At 68.4% G+C, this 16,688-nt stretch carries 12 protein-coding genes; 8 read left to right on the top strand and 4 right to left on the bottom strand.

Annotated features, from left to right (window positions below; all coding sequences use genetic code 11):
- The first annotated feature begins 8 nt into the window (after positions 1–8).
- From lhpI to ACYAF3_RS07850, 3 genes are all read left to right on the top strand, one after another.
- Entirely contained in the window at positions 9–941 is a 933-nt protein-coding gene (gene lhpI, locus ACYAF3_RS07860) for a bifunctional Delta(1)-pyrroline-2-carboxylate/Delta(1)-piperideine-2-carboxylate reductase (protein ID WP_003116180.1), read from the top strand.
- Positions 942–1,297: 356 nt separating this feature from the next.
- The gene (locus tag ACYAF3_RS07855) at positions 1,298–2,059 is read left to right on the top strand and encodes an SDR family oxidoreductase (RefSeq protein WP_079744067.1); all 762 of its coding nucleotides are present in this window, start codon (positions 1,298–1,300) and stop codon (positions 2,057–2,059) included.
- Positions 2,060–2,122: 63 nt separating this feature from the next.
- Positions 2,123–2,836 (top strand): GntR family transcriptional regulator, encoded by a 714-nt coding sequence (locus tag ACYAF3_RS07850; RefSeq protein WP_003099978.1) that lies wholly within the window; start codon positions 2,123–2,125, stop codon positions 2,834–2,836.
- Here ACYAF3_RS07850 and ACYAF3_RS07845 read toward each other — a convergent pair.
- Together ACYAF3_RS07845 and ACYAF3_RS07840 are read right to left on the bottom strand one after the other, a co-directional pair.
- The gene (locus tag ACYAF3_RS07845; RefSeq protein ID WP_017001998.1) at positions 2,833–3,786 is read right to left on the bottom strand and encodes a PDR/VanB family oxidoreductase; all 954 of its coding nucleotides are present in this window, start codon (positions 3,784–3,786) and stop codon (positions 2,833–2,835) included. The two genes, ACYAF3_RS07850 and ACYAF3_RS07845, sit on opposite strands and share 4 nt — an antisense overlap.
- Before the next feature lie 14 nt (positions 3,787–3,800).
- Positions 3,801–4,856, bottom strand: a complete 1,056-nt coding sequence (locus ACYAF3_RS07840; protein ID WP_003146261.1) for an aromatic ring-hydroxylating oxygenase subunit alpha — start codon at positions 4,854–4,856, stop codon at positions 3,801–3,803.
- 378 nt (positions 4,857–5,234) lie between these two features.
- On the opposite strand from ACYAF3_RS07840, the gene ACYAF3_RS07835 reads away from it, so the two are divergent.
- Positions 5,235–6,569 (top strand): MFS transporter, encoded by a 1,335-nt coding sequence (locus ACYAF3_RS07835; RefSeq protein ID WP_014834148.1) that lies wholly within the window; start codon positions 5,235–5,237, stop codon positions 6,567–6,569.
- Positions 6,570–6,583: 14 nt separating this feature from the next.
- Here the strand turns inward: ACYAF3_RS07835 and ACYAF3_RS07830 are convergent, their stop codons facing one another.
- A complete protein-coding gene (locus ACYAF3_RS07830; RefSeq protein ID WP_003095545.1) occupies positions 6,584–7,480 on the bottom strand; it encodes a LysR family transcriptional regulator in 897 nt (298 codons plus the stop codon).
- A 100-nt stretch (positions 7,481–7,580) separates the two neighbouring features.
- Between ACYAF3_RS07830 and mdlC the strand changes: the two genes are divergently transcribed.
- From mdlC to ACYAF3_RS07810, 4 genes are all read left to right on the top strand, one after another.
- The gene (gene mdlC, locus ACYAF3_RS07825) at positions 7,581–9,167 is read left to right on the top strand and encodes a benzoylformate decarboxylase (RefSeq protein WP_003099962.1); all 1,587 of its coding nucleotides are present in this window, start codon (positions 7,581–7,583) and stop codon (positions 9,165–9,167) included.
- Between the two features lie 86 nt (positions 9,168–9,253).
- On the top strand, positions 9,254–10,594 hold the full coding sequence (locus ACYAF3_RS07820; protein WP_003112299.1) for an MFS transporter: 1,341 nt from the start codon (positions 9,254–9,256) through the stop codon (positions 10,592–10,594).
- 22 nt (positions 10,595–10,616) lie between these two features.
- Positions 10,617–12,086: an aldehyde dehydrogenase family protein gene (locus tag ACYAF3_RS07815; RefSeq protein ID WP_003107137.1), complete on the top strand. Its 1,470-nt coding sequence runs from the start codon at positions 10,617–10,619 to the stop codon at positions 12,084–12,086.
- A gap of 107 nt (positions 12,087–12,193) precedes the next feature.
- Positions 12,194–13,447: an OprD family porin gene (locus ACYAF3_RS07810; RefSeq protein WP_003123555.1), complete on the top strand. Its 1,254-nt coding sequence runs from the start codon at positions 12,194–12,196 to the stop codon at positions 13,445–13,447.
- 144 nt (positions 13,448–13,591) lie between these two features.
- Here the strand turns inward: ACYAF3_RS07810 and ACYAF3_RS07805 are convergent, their stop codons facing one another.
- Positions 13,592–16,528: a TonB-dependent receptor gene (locus tag ACYAF3_RS07805; protein WP_277882987.1), complete on the bottom strand. Its 2,937-nt coding sequence runs from the start codon at positions 16,526–16,528 to the stop codon at positions 13,592–13,594.
- Between the last annotated feature and the right edge of the window lie 160 nt (positions 16,529–16,688).

Genomic DNA, 16,688 nt, shown 5'->3' with positions numbered 1-16,688 from the left:
CTCGACTTATGCACAGCCTGCGCTTTTTCAGCAACGCCGAGGTCGCCGAGCGCCTGGCTTATCCACAACTGATCGAGGCGTTGCGCATCGGCCTGGCCAAGCCTTGCAGCGCGCCGCTGCGCAACTGCCATGCCTTGCCGGCGCAGGCCTCGCTGCTACAGATGCCGGTGTGGCAAGCCGGCGCGGGGATCGGCGTGAAACTGGTGACGGTGTTCCCTGGCAATGGGGCGCGTGGCCTGCCGGCGGTGGCCGCGGTGTTCGCTCTGTTCGACGGCGAAGACGGTCGCCCACTGGCGTTGCTGGAGGCTTCGGAGCTGACCGCCCGGCGTACCGCCTGCAGCTCGGCGCTGGCCGCCGACTACCTGGCGCGGGACGATGCGCGGCGCCTGCTGGTGGTCGGCTGCGGAACCCTGGCTGCGCACATGGTGCGGGCCCACGCCTGCGTGCGCGACTATCGCCACATCGACATCTGGGGCCGCGATCCGGCCAAGGCCGCCGCGCTGGCCGCCCGGCTGCGCGAGGAGGGCTACCCGGCGCGAGCGGCCGACGGGTTGCGCGCGGCGGTGGAGGCGGCCGACTGCGTCAGTTGCGTTACCACCTCCCGCGAAGCGCTGGTGCGCGGCGCATGGCTGAAGCCGGGCGTCCATCTCGACCTGGTCGGCGCCTTCCTGCCGTCCATGCGCGAGACCGACGCCCTGGCGGTGGCGCGCGCGCGGGTCGTGGTGGATACCCGCGCAGGCGCGCTGGAAGAGGCCGGCGACCTGTTGCAGGCGATCGCCGAAGGCGCCATCGGGCGCGAGGCGATATCCACCGAACTGCGCGACTTGCTGAGCGGGGCAGGGCGGCGCGGCGATCCCGGGGAAATCACCCTGTTCAAGTCGGTGGGTTATGCGCTGGAGGACCTGGTCGCCGCGCGCCGGGTTGTGGATAACGCCGCCTGAGGTTGTTCAGGATTTCTGTGCGGGGGCTTGTGGATAAGGTGGGTAAGAACCGCCAAACCCCTGAATCGGCGAGGGTTATGCGTGGCTGGTCAGAAAATGAACAGCGCTCGCGCCAGGTACTTATCCCCAACGCGTGGTCATCCCGCTGCCACAGTTGTTCAGGAAAACTGTGCGACGCCCTGTGGACAAGTTGGTGGCTGTTCGCTGCGGCCCAGGCACGGTGCGGGTTCCGCGAGGTTGGTCGTTTTTTGAGCAGACGCCTCGGCAAACTCGTGCGCAACTGTATGGCCAACCGGGCACGGCGAGGCTCTAGAATCCCCGGACATCGTTTTTCCGCCCCGTACGAGGAGATGCCCATGTCGTCCACCCTGTTCATCACCGGCGCCACCTCAGGCTTCGGCGAAGCCTGCGCCCGTCGTTTCGCCGAGGCCGGCTGGTCGCTGGTGCTCACCGGCCGTCGCGAGGAGCGTCTGCAAGCCCTGGCCGGTGAGCTTTCGGCGAAGACCCGGGTGTTGCCGCTGACCCTGGACGTGCGCGACCGCGCGGCGATGAGCGCGGCCGTGGACAACCTGCCGGAAGAGTTCGCCACCCTGCGCGGCCTGATCAACAACGCCGGCCTGGCGCTGGGCACCGACCCGGCGCAGTCCTGCGACCTGGACGACTGGGACACCATGGTCGACACCAACATCAAGGGCCTGCTCTACAGCACGCGCCTGCTGCTGCCGCGGCTGATCGCCCACGGCGTCGGGGCGAGCATCGTCAACCTGGGTTCGGTGGCCGGCAAGTGGCCCTATCCGGGTAGCCATGTCTACGGCGGCACCAAGGCTTTCGTCGAGCAATTCTCCCTGAACCTGCGTTGCGACCTGCAGGGCACCGGGGTGCGCGTGACCAACCTCGAGCCGGGGTTGTGCGAGAGCGAGTTCTCCCTGGTCCGCTTCGGCGGCGACCAGGCGCGCTACGACAAGACTTACGCCGGAGCCCATCCGATCCAGCCGGAAGACATCGCCGAGACCATCTTCTGGATCATGAACCAGCCCGCCCACCTGAACATCAACAGCCTCGAGATCATGCCGGTGAGCCAGTCCTGGGCCGGCTTCGCCATCCACCGCGAAAGCTGACCGGCGGAGGCGGCCGGGGCACGCTATGATGCCCCGGTCGTCCCGATCGAATAAGCGAATTCCATGAGCAAACCGGGCCAACGCGTGCTGGCCGAGCTACGCAAGCTGATCGCTTCCGGCGAACTCGCCGCCGGCGAGCGCATCGTCGAGATTCCCACCGCCGAACGCCTGCAGGTCTCGCGCATGCCGGTGCGCATCGCCCTGCGTACCCTCGAGCAGGAAGGCCTGCTGTGCAAGACCGGGCGCGGCTACAGGGTGCGCGCGGTGACCCGCGAGGATATCGCCGGCGCGGTCGAGGTGCGCGGCGTTCTGGAAGGCCTGGCGGCACGCCAGGCGGCCGAGCGCGGGCTGTCCGCCGAGGCACGGGCGACCCTGGAGGAATGCCTGGCCGAGGGCGACCGATTGTTCGCCAACGGCCAGGTCCTGCTGGAGGAGCTGGAGCGCTACCAGCGCATGAACATGCGTTTCCACCGCACCATCATCGAGGCCAGCGGCAACCCGGCGATCGCCGTGGCGCTGGCGCGCAACGACCACCTGCCGTTCGCCTCGGTGAGCGCCCTGGCGGTGGATCGCGACAATCTCGAGCAGGAATTCCGCCGTTTCAACTTCGCCCACATGCAGCACCACGCGGTGGTCGACGCGCTGGTCAACGGCCAGGGGGCGCGCGCCGAGGCGATCATGCGCGAGCACGCCAACGCGACCCTGCGCTACGCCGACTACTTCGATCCGGCGCGGCAGGGTGTCACCGTGCTTCACGGCGACGTCGCCGCCGACTAGAGATCCAGCACCAGCCGTGGGCTGCGCGAACGCGAACAGCAGGGCGTGAAGCAATCGTTGGCGGCCTGCTCCTCTTCGCTGAGGTAGAGGTCGCGATGCTCCGGCTCGCCGTCCAGCACGCGGGTCAGGCAGGTGCCGCAGATGCCCTGCTCGCAGGAGGCCGGCAGGTCCACCCCGGCTTCGCGCAGGGCCGCCAGCACGGTCTGCCCGGCGGCGACCCGGATCAGCGCTCCGTTGCTCGCCAACTGCACTTCGAAGGTGCCGTCCGCACTGGCGTCTCGTGGCGCGGCGGCGAAGTGCTCGCGATGCAAGCGGCTTGCTTCCCAGCCCAGTTCGCGGGCGCTTTCTTCGATCCACTGCATGAAGCCCGCCGGCCCGCAAAGGTATAGCTGGGCGTCGCGCGGACTGGTCGCCAGCAGGGCGCGAAGGTCCGCGCGCCGGCTGCTTTCGCCGTGGTCGAAGTGGCAGTGCACGCGGTCGGCGAAGGCGCACCGGCCAAGGTAGTCGACGAAGGCCGCGCGCTCGGCGGAATGCGCGCAGTAGTGCAACTGGAAGTCGGCGCCATCGCGGGCCAGGCGTTCGGCCATCGCCAGCAGCGGCGTGATGCCGATGCCGCCGGCGAACAGCAGACGCGGACCGGGCTCCGGCGACAGCGGGAAGAGATTGCGCGGCTCGCCGATGCGCAGCCGCTGGCCGACCCGCAGTTCGGCGTGCAGCGTGGCCGAGCCGCCGCGCGAGTCGCGGCAGCGGAGTACGGCGATACGGTAGTGGCGCGGCCGTTCGGCGGGGCCGCAGAGGGAGTACTGGCGGACCAGGCCGTTGGGCAGGTGCAGGTCGATGTGTGCGCCCGGCTCGAAGGACGGCAGGGCCGCCCCGTCGGCCCGGAACAGTTCGAAGCTGTGGATATCCTGCGCCTCCAGGCGGATGGCGCCGACGATGACCTCGATCATGGCGAAGGCTCCCGTCAGGCCTGGGCGCGGTTGGGGGCGGCGGCCTGGCGCTCGTCCGCCAGCAGGCGCTCGATGATGCGCCGGGCCTGCACGCCGCCGGCGTCGATGTTCAGTTTCAGCAGGTCGCGCCGTGGATGGCGCAGCAGGTTGCGCTGCTGGCTTTCGAGCATTTCCAGGTCTTCGCCGAAGATCCTTCCCTGGCCTTCGCGAATGCTCTCGGTGAGCGCCTGGTCGTGGGCCTGGAAGTTGCGCGCCATGCCCCAGAAGTACCAGATGGAAGTGGCGCTCTCCGGGGTGATGAAGTCGACCACGATGCTCGCCGCCTTGCGCTCCGCCGGCGCCTGGTAGCCGCCGTGGCCGGCGTGGGCCACGCCGACCTCGATCAGCACGTGGCTGGGCGGCGTGAAGCGGCAGATCTGCCAGCGGTCCACCGCCACGTCGTCGGCCAGGCCGTTGCCGCGCAGAGCCATGCGCCAGAACGGCGGGGCCATGACATTCTGCATGTGGCGGCTGGTGATCACCTCGTCGCCTTCCACCCGCGTGGTTGGCGCGGCCTCGTCGATTTCCTTCTGGCCGATGCTGGACGCATGGACATAGGTCTCGTGGGTCAGGTCCATCAGGTTATCGATCATCAGACGATAGTCGCAGTGGATGTGGTACAGCCCGCCGCCATAGGCCCAATCGGGGCTTTCCGCCCATTCCAGGCGGGGTATCAGCGCGGCGTCGGCCTGTTCTTCCGCGCCCGGCCAGACCCAGACGAAGCCGTGCCGTTCCTGCACCGGGAAGCGACGGATGCAGGGGAAGCCGCGGACCCGCTGGCCGGGCATCGCGCGGGTGCGACCGTCCTCGCCCATTGCCAGGCCGTGGTAGCCGCAGACCAGCACGCCGTCCTCGACGAAGCCCAGCGACAGCGGCGCGCCACGGTGCGGGCAGAAATCCTCGAGGGCCGCCACGCGGCCGTCCTCGCCTCGGTAGAAAACCATCGGCTCGTCGCAGATGCGTCGGCCGAGCGGCTTGCCGGCCAGTTCGTCGGGGGTGCAGGCCACGTACCAGGCGTTCTTCGGAAACATCGTCGGATCCTCTCGTTGTTTTTGTAATTGGATCCAATGATTCGCGAGGCAACTTTTCCAAGTCAACCGCTTCTGTACAAAAAATAATCTGTTCGATAGTCGCACATAAAAAACTTCAGGAATAAATTGCCAAATTATCTCGTTCCAGAGCCTTTCTCGGATTTCGCTGACAGTGGGATATCCGCTGGCCATCCATTTTCTTGTCGCCAAAATGGATCCAATAGGATTGCGGCATCGACGCAACGGTGCCAGGGTGCCTGCGCTTGCCGTGCCTACAACAACAAGAAAAAGGGTCTTCCCGATGATGGATTCCTGCATTCCCGCGCCTCGCTCCCGCCCGCCGTCGCTTCTTTCCTGTCCGCTCGGGGAGGGCCGCCCATGAACCGGGACTTGCGCCGCGCTCTCGACGACGAACCGATGCGTCCGGTCCAGTGGCTGGCGGTGGCTGTGTGCATCGTGCTCAACCTGATCGATGGCTTCGACGTGCTGGTGATGGCCTTCACCGCATCCTCGGTGGCCGCCGAATGGAACCTTGGCGGCGCCGAGATCGGCCTGCTGCTCAGCGCCGGCCTCTTCGGCATGGCCGCCGGCTCGCTGTTCATCGCGCCCTGGGCCGACCGCTGGGGGCGCCGCCCGCTGATCCTCGCCTGCCTGGCGCTGTCGGGCCTGGGCATGCTCGCCTCGGCGCTGAGCCAGGCGGCCTGGCAACTGGCGTTGCTGCGCGGGCTGACCGGACTGGGTATCGGCGGCATCCTCGCCAGCAGCAACGTGATCGCCAGCGAGTACGCCTCGCGCCGCTGGCGCGGCCTGGCGGTAAGCCTGCAGTCCACCGGCTACGCGCTCGGCGCGACCCTTGGCGGACTGCTCGCGGTATGGCTGATCGGCGCCTGGGGCTGGCGCTCGGTGTTCGTCTTCGGCGCTGGCCTGACCCTGGCGGTGATCCCGCTGGTCTGCCTGTGCCTGCCGGAGTCGCTGGACTTCCTCCTGGCGCGCCGGCCGCCGCGGGCGTTGCAACGGGTCAACGCGCTGGCCCGGCGCCTGGGCCGCGCGGCGCTCGCCGAACTGCCGAGCCCGCCCGGCGGCGGAGCGGAGCACGGTAGCCGCCTCGCCCGGTTGCTCTGCGTTGCTCAGCGACGTACCACGCTGCTGCTCTGGGCGCTGTTTTTCCTGGTGATGTTCGGCTTCTACTTCATCATGAGCTGGACGCCGAAGCTGCTGGTCGCCGCCGGCCTGTCCACCGCCCAGGGCATCACCGGCGGCACCCTGCTGAGCATCGGCGGGATCTTCGGTGCCGCCTTGCTCGGCGGGCTTGCCGCGCGCTTTCGCCTGGAACGGGTGCTGGCGCTGTTCATGCTGCTTACCGCCGCTCTGCTCGCGCTGTTCTCGCTGAGCGCCGGGCTGCCCGGCGCGGCCTTGCCGCTGGGACTGCTGATCGGGCTTTGCGCCAACGCCTGCGTGGCCGGCCTGTATGCCCTGGCGCCGAGCCTCTACGACGCTTCGGTGCGCGCCACCGGGGTCGGCTGGGGGATCGGCGTCGGTCGCGGCGGGGCGATCCTCTCGCCGCTGGTGGCCGGGCTCCTGCTCGACGACGGCTGGCAGCCGCTGTCCCTCTATGGGGCGTTCGCGGCGGTGTTCGTCGTCGCGGCCGCCGTGTTGCCGCTGCTCGGTGCGCGGCGTCGCGAGCGCTCGCCGACGCTGGGAGACGCTGCGTGAGGGCCGCCGGCGTTTCAGCGTTGGGCGGCGATGATCGCCTCGGCGATGGTGGTGCGGAACCAGTTCAGCGCCGCCGAGCGTTCGCTGCTCTCGTGCCAGTGCAGGGAGACGTCGAACGGCGGCAGGGTGAAGGGCAGTTCGAGCATGCGCATGCCGCCTTCGGCGACGAAGCGATAGGCGATCTGCGCCGGCAGGATGGTCAGCAGCTCGGTACCGGGAATGATCTTCGGCAGCACCGAGAAGTGCGGCACCCGCAGGCTGATGCGGCGCTGCACCTGCATGGCCTCGAGCACGTCCTCGGCGATGCCGTGGCCGGAGGTACGGGTCACCACGATGTGCCGCTCGGCCAGGTACTGCTCCAGGCTCAGGCTGTCGCCGATCCGCGGGTGGCGGTCGCTGAGCAGGCACACGTAGCGCTCGTGCAGGACCCGCTGGCTGCGCGCGCCGGGCACCGGCTGGCGGCAAATCGCCGCGTCGACCTTGGCGCTGCTCAGCCAGGCGCCGACCTCGTCCACCTGCAGCGGCAGCACTTCCACTTCGGCGAACGGCGCGTCGCGGGTCAGGCGTTCGAGGATCAGCGAGAGGAAACCCACTTCGCCGAGATCGGTGAGGGCGATGCGGAAACGTCGCTCGGTGGTCGCCGGATCGAAGTGGCGAACGCTCTGTACCGCGCCCTCGATGCGCGTCAGCGACTCGCGGAAGGTGCCGTAGAGCTGCTCGGCGACGAAGGTCGGCTGGATGCCGTCGCGGGTGCGGGTGAACAACGCGTCGTCGAACAGTTCGCGCAGGCGCGCCAGGGCGTAGCTCACCGATGGCTGGGTGACGAACAGGCGCTCCGCGGCGAGGGTCACGCTGCCGGCTTCGTAGAGGGTGACGAAGGTGCGGATCAGGTTGAGATCGATCGGACTCATATAGATCAGCTCTATTTTTTATAGAAAGAGTATCGATTTGATTGATTATCGAGCGGCTGCAACAGTAGCGCAAATCCAGGAAACGAGCTTGAAGGCCTGCATGAAAACCGTCCATTCCGCGTCTTACGAGATCCTCCGTCGCCACGGCCTGACCACCGTCTTCGGCAACCCCGGCTCCAACGAGCTGCCGTTCCTCAAGGACTTCCCCGAGGATTTCCGCTACATCCTCGGCCTGCACGAGGGCGCGGTGGTCGGCATGGCCGATGGCTTCGCCCTGGCCAGCGGCCGCCCGGCCTTCGTCAACCTGCATGCGGCGGCGGGCACCGGCAACGGTATGGGTGCCCTGACCAACGCCTGGTACTCCCATAGCCCCCTGGTCATCACCGCCGGGCAGCAGGTGCGCTCGATGATCGGGGTCGAGGCGATGCTCGCCAACGTCGATGCCGGACAACTGCCCAAGCCGCTGGTGAAATGGAGCCACGAGCCGGCCTGCGCCCAGGATGTACCGCGCGCGCTGAGCCAGGCGATCCAGACCGCCAGCCTGCCGCCGCGGGCGCCGGTGTACCTGTCGATTCCCTACGACGACTGGGCGCAACCGGCGCCGGCCGGCGTCGAACACCTGGCTGCGCGCCAGGTCAGCGGCGCCGCGCTGCCCGCGCCGGCATTGCTGGCCGAACTCGGCGAGCGCCTGTCGCGCTCGCGCAACCCGGTGCTGGTGCTCGGTCCGGACGTCGACGGGGCGAATGCCAACGGCCTGGCCGTGGAACTGGCGGAGAAGCTGCGGATGCCGGCCTGGGTCGCGCCGTCGGCCTCGCGTTGTCCGTTCCCCACCCGCCATGCCTGCTTCCGCGGCGTGCTGCCGGCGGCCATCGCCGGGATCAGCCGGCTGCTGGACGGCCACGACCTGATCCTGGTGGTCGGCGCGCCGGTGTTCCGCTATCACCAGTTCGCCCCCGGCGATTACCTGCCGGCCGGCGCCGAGCTGGTGCAGGTCACCTGCGATCCCGGCGAAGCGGCACGGGCGCCGATGGGCGACGCGTTGGTCGGCGACATCGCGCTGACCCTCGAGGCACTGCTCGAACAGGTCCGCCCCAGTGCGCGGCCGTTGCCCGAGGCGCTGCCGCGACCGCCGGCGCTGGCCGAGGAGGGCGGACCGCTGCGTCCGGAAACCGTGTTCGACGTGATCGATGCGCTGGCGCCGCGCGACGCCATCTTCGTCAAGGAGTCGACTTCCACCGTGACCGCCTTCTGGCAGCGCGTGGAGATGCGCGAGCCGGGCAGCTACTTCTTCCCGGCCGCCGGCGGCCTCGGCTTCGGCCTGCCGGCGGCGGTCGGCGCGCAACTGGCGCAGCCGCGGCGGCAGGTGATCGGGATCATCGGCGACGGCTCGGCCAACTACGGCATCACCGCGCTCTGGAGTGCCGCGCAATACCGCGTGCCGGCGGTGTTCATCATCCTCAAGAACGGTACCTACGGCGCCCTGCGCTGGTTCGCCGGGGTGCTCGAGGTGCCCGATGCGCCGGGGCTCGACGTGCCCGGCCTGGACTTCTGCGCGATCGCCCGCGGCTATGGCGTCGAGGCGCTCCACGCAGCCACCCGCGAAGAGCTGGAAGGTGCCTTGAAGCATGCCCTGGCCGCTGATCGCCCGGTTTTGATCGAGGTGCCGACGCAAACCATCGAACCCTGATGTTCCACGGCGCCGCCCCATGCCAGAGTGGGCGGTGCCGACCGACGCCCGCGTGCGCCCATAACAAGAACAAGAGAGAGGTTGGTATGAACAGGCAATCCGCTGCGGCGGTGATCGACGCTGCCCGCTTTAACCGTACTCACTGGCTGATCCTCGGCTGGGGGTGTTTCATCATGCTGTTCGACGGCTACGACATGGTCATCTACGGCTCGGTGGTGCCACGCCTGATGCAGGAGTGGCAGCTGAGCCCGGTGCAGGCCGGCACCCTCGGCAGTTGCGCGCTGTTCGGCATGCTCTTCGGCGGCACCCTGCTGGCGCCGCTGGCGGACCGTTTCGGCCGGCGCCGCCTGGTGATCGCCACCACCCTGCTGGCGAGCCTCGCCGCCTTCCTCACCGGGCACGCCCGCGACCCGCTGGAACTGGGCGCCGGACGCTTCTTCACCGGCCTGGCACTGGGCGCGCTGGTGCCCAGCGCGATCAACCTGATCAGCGAATTCGCCCCGGCCGGGCGGCGCAGCACCCTGGTCACGGTGATGTCGGCCTTCTACTCGGTGGGCGCGGTGCTCTCGGCGCTACTGGCGATCGCCATGATCCCCGCCTGGGGCTGGCAATCGGTGTTCTACGTGGCGGTGCTGCCGGTACTGGCGGTGCCGCTGATGTTGCGCTGGTTGCCGGAGTCAGCGGCGTTCCTCGAACTCAAGGGCCGCCGCGCCGAACTGGACGCGCTGCTGCGCAAGGTCGATCCCGACTACCGGCCCGGCGCCGAGCGGGCGAACGCTGTCGCGGCCGAAGCGCCGAGCGGACGGGTCGCCCAGTTGTTCGAGGGGCGCCAGGCAGTGGGCACCCTGCTGCTGTGGGTGGCCTTCGCCATGTGCATGCTGATGAGCTACGGGCTCAACACCTGGTTGCCGAAACTGATGGCCGGCGGCGGCTACGCCCTCGGTTCGAGTCTGGCGTTCCTCGTCACCCTGAATGTCGGGGCGACCCTCGGTGCGTTGTTCGGCGGCTGGCTGGCCGACCGCCTCGGCGCCGGCCGCACCCTGGTGCTGTTCTTCGCCCTGGCCGCGGCCTCCCTGGCGGCCCTCGGCCTGGGGCCAGGCCCCTGGCTGCTCAACGGCCTGCTGGTGGTGGCCGGCGCCACCACCATCGGCACCCTGGCGGTGATCCATGCCTACGCCGCGCAGTTCTATCCGGCCTGGGTGCGCTCCACCGGGGTCGGCTGGGCCGCCGGCGTCGGCCGCCTCGGCGCCATCGCCGGGCCGATGCTCGGCGGCAGCCTGCTGGCCCTGGAGCTGCCGTTCCAGCAGAACTTCCTGGCCTTCGCCGCGCCCGGCGTGATCGGCGCGCTGGCGATCGCCTGCATCCACCTGCGGCCGCGCGTGCCGGCGGAAGCGTCCGTCGACGCGACGGCGAAGAAACCCCTGTGATTTTCGAAAGAGGAGAAGAGCGATGAGCGATTCCCGTTATACCGACCTCGGTCTCCAGCCCCTGGCCGGCGAGTGGCGCCACGGCCGGGCCGGCCGCCGGCTGAAGGTGAGCAACCCGTTCGACGGCAGCCTGCTGCTGGAGATCGAGCAGGCCGACCGCGACGACCTCGATGCCGCCTACGCCAAGGCCGCCGAGGTCCAGCCGGCATGGGCCGCGCTCGGGCCCTCGGCACGCGCGGCGGTACTGTACAAGGCGGTGGAGGTGTTCGACCGCCGCCACGAGGAGATCGTCGACTGGATCATCCGCGAGTCCGGCAGCACCCGCCTGAAGGCCGAGATCGAATGGGGCGCGGCGCGCGCGATCACCCTGGAGTCGGCGTCGTTCCCGGCACGGGTGCACGGGCGCATCGTCGAGTCCGACGTGCCGGGCAAGGAAAGCCGGGTCTACCGCAGCGCCATCGGCGTGGTCGGGGTGATCAGCCCGTGGAACTTCCCGCTGCACCTGACCCAGCGTTCCATCGCCCCGGCCCTGGCGCTGGGCAACGCGGTGGTGGTCAAGCCGGCCAGCGACACGCCGGTCTGCGGCGGACTGCTGCTGGCGCGGATCTTCGAAGAGGCCGGGCTGCCGGCCGGGCTGTTCAGCGTGGTGGTCGGCCCCGGCAGCGAGATCGGCGACGCCTTCGTCGAGCACCCGGTGCCGGGCCTGGTGACCTTCACCGGATCGACCCCGGTGGGCCGCAACATCGGCCGCATCGCCAGCGGCGGCGCGCATCTCAAGCACGTGGCGCTGGAGCTTGGCGGCAACAGTCCGTTCGTGGTGCTCGGCGACGCCGACCTGGAGCAGGCGGTGAATGCCGCGGTGTTCGGCAAGTTCCTCCACCAGGGGCAGATCTGCATGGCGATCAACCGCATCATCGTCGAGGACAGCCTCTACGACGCTTTCGCCGCGCGCTTCGTCGAGCGGGTCAAGGGCCTCCGGGTCGGCGATCCGCAGCGCGCCGATACCGCGGTCGGGCCGATCGTCAACGCGCGCCAGCTCGAAGGCCTGCTGGAAAAGATCCGCCTGGCCCGCCAGGAAGGCGCCAAGCCGCTGTACGAGGGCGGCGTCGATGGGCAGTTGCTGGCTCCGCACGTATTCGGCGAGGTCACCGCGACGATGGAGATCGCCCGCGATGAAATCTTCGGCCCGCTGGTCGGCCTGCTCCGCGCGCGCGACGAGGCGCATGCGCTGGAGTTGGCCAACGCCAGCGAATACGGGCTGTCCAGCGCGGTGTTCAGCCGCGACCTGGAACGCGCGGTGCGCTTTGCCCGCCAGCTTCGCGCGGGGATGACCCACGTCAACGACATTCCGGTGAACGACGAGGCCAACGCGCCCTTCGGCGGCGAGAAGAACTCCGGACTTGGCCGCTTCAACGGCGACTGGGCCATCGAGGAATTCACCACCGACCACTGGATCAGCGTGCAGCACGCGCCGCGCCAGTACCCGTTCTGACCCTGGCGGCGGGGCCCGCGCCCCGCTGCTGACCCGACCGTCGTCGCCAGGTGGCCCGCAGAGGCTGCCGGGGCTCGGTCGTCCCTGAAAAACGGAGCACAATAACAATGAAAATCCGTCGTAAAACCGCAGTCCCGCGCAATGCAGGGGCGGTCCTGCCGATGCTCGCCTGTCTTGCCGCGCAAGCTGCCGAGGGCGGCTTCCTGGAGGATGCGAAGACCGACCTGGTCCTGCGCAACTATTACTTCAACCGCGATTTCCGCGACCACGATGCCGGCAAGAGCCTGGTGGACGAGTGGGCGCAGGGCTTCATCCTCAAGTTCAGTTCCGGCTATACCCCGGGCACGGTCGGCGTCGGCCTCGACGCCATCGGCCTGTTCGGCGTGAAGCTGAACAGCGGACGTGGCACCAGCAATTCCGAGCTTCTTCCGTTGCACGATGACGGTCGCGCGGCGGACAACTATGGGCGCGTCGGCGTGGCCGCCAAGCTGCGCGTTTCGGCCAGCGAACTGAAGATCGGCGAGATGCTCCCGGACATTCCGCTGTTGCGCTACGACGACGGACGCCTGCTGCCGCAGACGTTCCGCGGTTTCGCCGTGGTTTCCCGCGAGCTGCCGGGCCTGGCTCTGCAGGCCGGACGCTTCGACGCGGTGAGCCTGCGCAATTCGGCGGACATGCAGGACCTATCGGCCTGGAGCGCGCCGACGCAGAAATCGGACGGTTTCAACTATGCCGGCGCTGAGTACCGCTTCAACCGCGAGCGCACCCAACTGGGCCTGTGGCACGGGCAACTGGAGGACGTCTACCGGCAGAGCTACGCCAACCTGCTGCACAAGCAGCGTGTCGGCGACTGGACCCTGGGCGCCAACCTCGGCCTGTTCGTCGACCGCGACGACGGCGCCGCGCGCGCCGGAGAGATCGACAGCCATACCCTCTACGGCCTGTTTTCCGCCGGCATCGGCCTGCATACCTTCTACCTTGGCCTGCAGAAGGTCGGCGGCGACAGCGGCTGGCAATCGGTCTACGGCAGCAGTGGGCGGAGCATGGGCAACGACATGTTCAACGGCAACTTCACCAACGCCGACGAACGCTCCTGGCAGGTGCGCTACGACTACGATTTCGTCGGCCTCGGCTGGCCCGGCCTGATCGGCATGGTCCGCTACGGCCATGGCTCGAACGCCACCACCAAGGCCGGTAGCGGCGGCAAGGAATGGGAGCGCGATGTCGAGCTCGGCTACACCGTGCAGAGCGGTCCGCTGGCGCGGCTCAACGTGCGCCTCAACCACGCCAGCAACCGACGCAGCTTCAACAGCGACTTCGACCAGACGCGGCTGGTGGTGAGTTATCCGTTGTCGTGGTGACGGACGCTGTCTCGCCGCTCCTCCGGACAGTTCCGGAGGGACGGGGAGCGGGAGGCCCGGTGCTTCGGCGGATAACCGCTGGGCGGTTATCCGCCCTACCGGAGCGGCGCTCCGCCGACAACGCCTGGAGGGGGAGAGGGCGGCTCAGAACTTCGCCTGCATCCCCACCCGCAGGGTACGCCCGGGCGCGGGCATGAAACTCTGTGCCAGCGGGTCGAGGTAATAGCGGTCGGTGAGGTTCTGCAGCGAGGCATTCAGTTCGGTGTGCTCGAACAGCTTGTACTTGAGGAACAGGTCGAACAACTGCACCGAGCGGTACTCGATCTGCGGTGTGGTGGCGCCGACCTGCCAGGGCTTGTCCGCCGTGGCGGTGGGGCCGGAGGTATAGGTCATGCGTCCGCCCAGGGTCAGGGCCTGGTCGAAGAAGCGCAGGCCGGCGGTCAGGTTGGTCGCCAGCCGCGGCGGGTTCTGCGTGTTGGTATAGGAGCCCATGAAGCTGCCCGGCGTGCAGTTCGGCGTGTTCTCGGTGCGCTGGTAGCGGTTGGCGCCGGCGCGCAGCCTGGCGGCGAAGGCGGCGTCGCAGGTCTCGGTCTTCAGGTAGTAGGTCGCCGACAGGTCGGCGAACACCCGCCCTGCGTCGTAGTGCGATTGCAATTCGAGACCGCTGGTGCGGTAGCTGTCGGTGTTGCTGAAGGTCATCAGGCCCATCTGGCCCGGATCGTAATAGCGGGTGATGTAGTTCTTGATGGTGTTGTTGAAGTAGGCCAGCTTGATCGCCGCCGAGTCGCCGTCGGCCAACAGGCTGTCGCGCAGCGCGCTGGCACCGATCTCCCAGCTGCGCGAACGCTCGGGCTTGAGGTCCTTGCCCGGCTCGACCTGGAGGGTGCCCTGGCTGGTCTCGAACAGCGACGGCAGACGCAGGCCTTCGGTGTAGGAGGCGTAGACGAAGGTATCCGGGGCCAGCTCGAAATTGATCCCGAATGCCGGCGAGAAACCGCCGCCGCGGCTGCTGCCCTTCTTGCTGTAGTTGTAGCCGGTGACCACGTTGGTGACCCGCGAGGGATGGACCGTCACGTTGGCCGGGCCGAACTCGTCGAAGGGAATGCCTTCGAACGGATTGTTGGTGTTGTTGGTGACGATGCCGTTGTTGAGGCGCGGATCGGTGGCGTCGGTGTACTGGCCGTTCTGGTCGGGGAACCACATCATCGAGCCGTAGTAGCCGGGCCTGCTCACCGTGATGAAGCGCATGTCGCGATCCTCGCGCCGCGGCGAGGCGGAGATGCCGTTGTCCTTGCTGTTGAAGTGGCTGTAGCGGCCGCCGCCCCATAGCGTCAGGCGCTCGACCGGCTTGAACTCGAGCTTGCCGTTGAGGCCGTATTCCTGGCGGGTGGCGTCCCTCAGGGTACGGTTGGCGTTGATGTCGTGGAGGGTGGTGACCACGCTTTTCTGCGGCTGGATGTCTTCGACCTGGAACGAGCCGCCGAGGTCGAGCTTGAAATCGCCGAAGTCGGTTTCGAAGCGCGCCACGTTGTTCAGGTCGCCGCCGATGCGCCGGTTGTCCTGGCGCGTCCAGTTGCGGTCGGAGCGATAGGCCTGGGAGCGCGGTGCCAGCACCGAGGTCAGCATGTCGCTCTTCGCCTCGGTCATCCACAGGCCGGTGCTGAGGTCCACCAGCGGATTGTTCTCGGGCAGGTAACGGTAGCGTGCGGTGTAGGTGTCGATCTTCACTTCGCTCAATGGGTACTGGTAGATGCCGGCGGTGCCGAAACGGAAGATGTCCGACGGCATGATCTCCCCGGTGCGCCCGTCGTAGCGACGATAGCCGAGGTCCAGGGTGTGCTCGTCGGCGATGCGCCAGGTCGCCTTGAGCAGGTAGGACTCGGTCTCCGACGACGAGTTGAGCACTTCCTCTCCTGCGTTGTAGACCTTGGCTACGCTGCTTTCCTCGCGACCGTAGCGGTTGTAGACGCGATAGCGGTCCTGGCCTTTCTTGCCGGAAAAGTAGTTGCCCTGGTTGCGCTGCGCATAGGCGGCGACCAGGTCCAGATGCTCGTTGCGGTAGGCGAAGGCGGCGCTGCCGGACTTGGCCTGGGAGCCGAACAGGCTGCCGCGGTCATCGTGCGGCACGCTGCTGAGATTCTCGGTCTTCGAACTGGCGCTGCGGTGCTGCGGGGCGACGCCGTTGTTCCAGACGTTGCCGGTGAAGCGCACGCCGAGGTCCTTACCGTCCACCAGGATGTCCTTGACGCCGATGGTGCGCATTTCCACGCTGCCGCCGATCGCGCCCGAGCGGGTCGAGGGACCCTTGTCGACGGTCACGCTGCTGACCAGGTCGGGATCGATGTAGCTGCGCTGCTGGGTGCCGGCGTAGCCGCGGTAGACGTCCAGCGCCTGCTCCGCGCCGTCGACCCGCACCGCCACCCGGCTCTGCCCCTGGATGCCGCGGATGTTGACGTCCAGCGCGCCACCGTTGCGGCTGTCGCCGACCTGTACGCCCGGGATGCCCTGGAGCAGGTCACCCACGGAAACCCGGCCGAAGCGGTCGATCTCTTCGCTGGAGAGGTACACCGACGAGCGCGGCGCGGTATAGGTTTCCTTCTGCGGATCGGCCAGCTCGGCGGCCGAGACCACCACCGGCGACAGGTCGGCCGGGGCTTCGCCGGACATGCGCGGCTCGACCTGCAGGTAGGCGCCGGAGGTTCCCGCCGCGACCTGCAGGCCGGTGTTCGACAGCACTCGCTGCAAGCCTTCCAGTACGCTGTAGCGACCCTTGAGCGCCGGCGCGGTGCGACCGCGGGTCAGCTCGGGGTCGAAGGACAGCAGCAGGCCCGACTGGCTGGCGAAGGCGCCCAGGGAGGCGCCCAGCGACCCCGCCGGGATGTCGTAGCTGCGTGGCGTGGCGTCGTCCAGGCGGGTAGCCGCGCTGTGCTGGCCGACGCTCTGCGCGTGGGCCAGGCCGCCGCCGAGCAGGCCGGCGCCGACCGCCGACAGGCCGAGCAGGGCGCAGCGCAGGGCAAGGGTGAGCGGGGAGAGGCGCGACAAGGGACGCGCCAGGCTGGGGATAGGGCGTTGTAGGGACATGACTTCTTCGCTCGCAGGGTTGGCGCCCGTCATTGCGGGCTCTCATTCCCTCTGTCGCACGAGATCGGAAAAGGGATATTTCGGGTTCGGCGGGCCGGACGGAAAGGGTCGCCGGCATTGTGGTCAACGCAAAATTAGTGATAATAGTTTTCATTTGCGA

This window comes from Pseudomonas sp. TZ252 (genome assembly GCF_056110345.1).
The sequence above is the reverse complement of the archived record's forward strand: the minus strand, read 5'-3'. Positions and strand labels throughout refer to the sequence as shown.

Excerpts from the sequence above, each read along its gene's own strand:
- ACYAF3_RS07850 (WP_003099978.1), top strand. The coding sequence starts at position 2,123 with ATGAGCAAACCGGGCCAACGCGTGCTGGCCGAGCTACGCAAGCTGATC.
- ACYAF3_RS07820 (WP_003112299.1), top strand. The coding sequence starts at position 9,254 with ATGAACAGGCAATCCGCTGCGGCGGTGATCGACGCTGCCCGCTTTAAC.
- ACYAF3_RS07855 (WP_079744067.1), top strand. The coding sequence starts at position 1,298 with ATGTCGTCCACCCTGTTCATCACCGGCGCCACCTCAGGCTTCGGCGAA.
- ACYAF3_RS07840 (WP_003146261.1), bottom strand. The coding sequence starts at position 4,856 with ATGTTTCCGAAGAACGCCTGGTACGTGGCCTGCACCCCCGACGAACTG.
- ACYAF3_RS07815 (WP_003107137.1), top strand. The coding sequence starts at position 10,617 with ATGAGCGATTCCCGTTATACCGACCTCGGTCTCCAGCCCCTGGCCGGC.
- ACYAF3_RS07835 (WP_014834148.1), top strand. The coding sequence starts at position 5,235 with ATGAACCGGGACTTGCGCCGCGCTCTCGACGACGAACCGATGCGTCCG.
- mdlC (WP_003099962.1), top strand. The coding sequence starts at position 7,581 with ATGAAAACCGTCCATTCCGCGTCTTACGAGATCCTCCGTCGCCACGGC.
- ACYAF3_RS07805 (WP_277882987.1), bottom strand. The coding sequence starts at position 16,528 with ATGTCCCTACAACGCCCTATCCCCAGCCTGGCGCGTCCCTTGTCGCGC.
- ACYAF3_RS07830 (WP_003095545.1), bottom strand. The coding sequence starts at position 7,480 with ATGAGTCCGATCGATCTCAACCTGATCCGCACCTTCGTCACCCTCTAC.
- ACYAF3_RS07810 (WP_003123555.1), top strand. The coding sequence starts at position 12,194 with ATGAAAATCCGTCGTAAAACCGCAGTCCCGCGCAATGCAGGGGCGGTC.
- lhpI (WP_003116180.1), top strand. The coding sequence starts at position 9 with ATGCACAGCCTGCGCTTTTTCAGCAACGCCGAGGTCGCCGAGCGCCTG.
- ACYAF3_RS07845 (WP_017001998.1), bottom strand. The coding sequence starts at position 3,786 with ATGATCGAGGTCATCGTCGGCGCCATCCGCCTGGAGGCGCAGGATATC.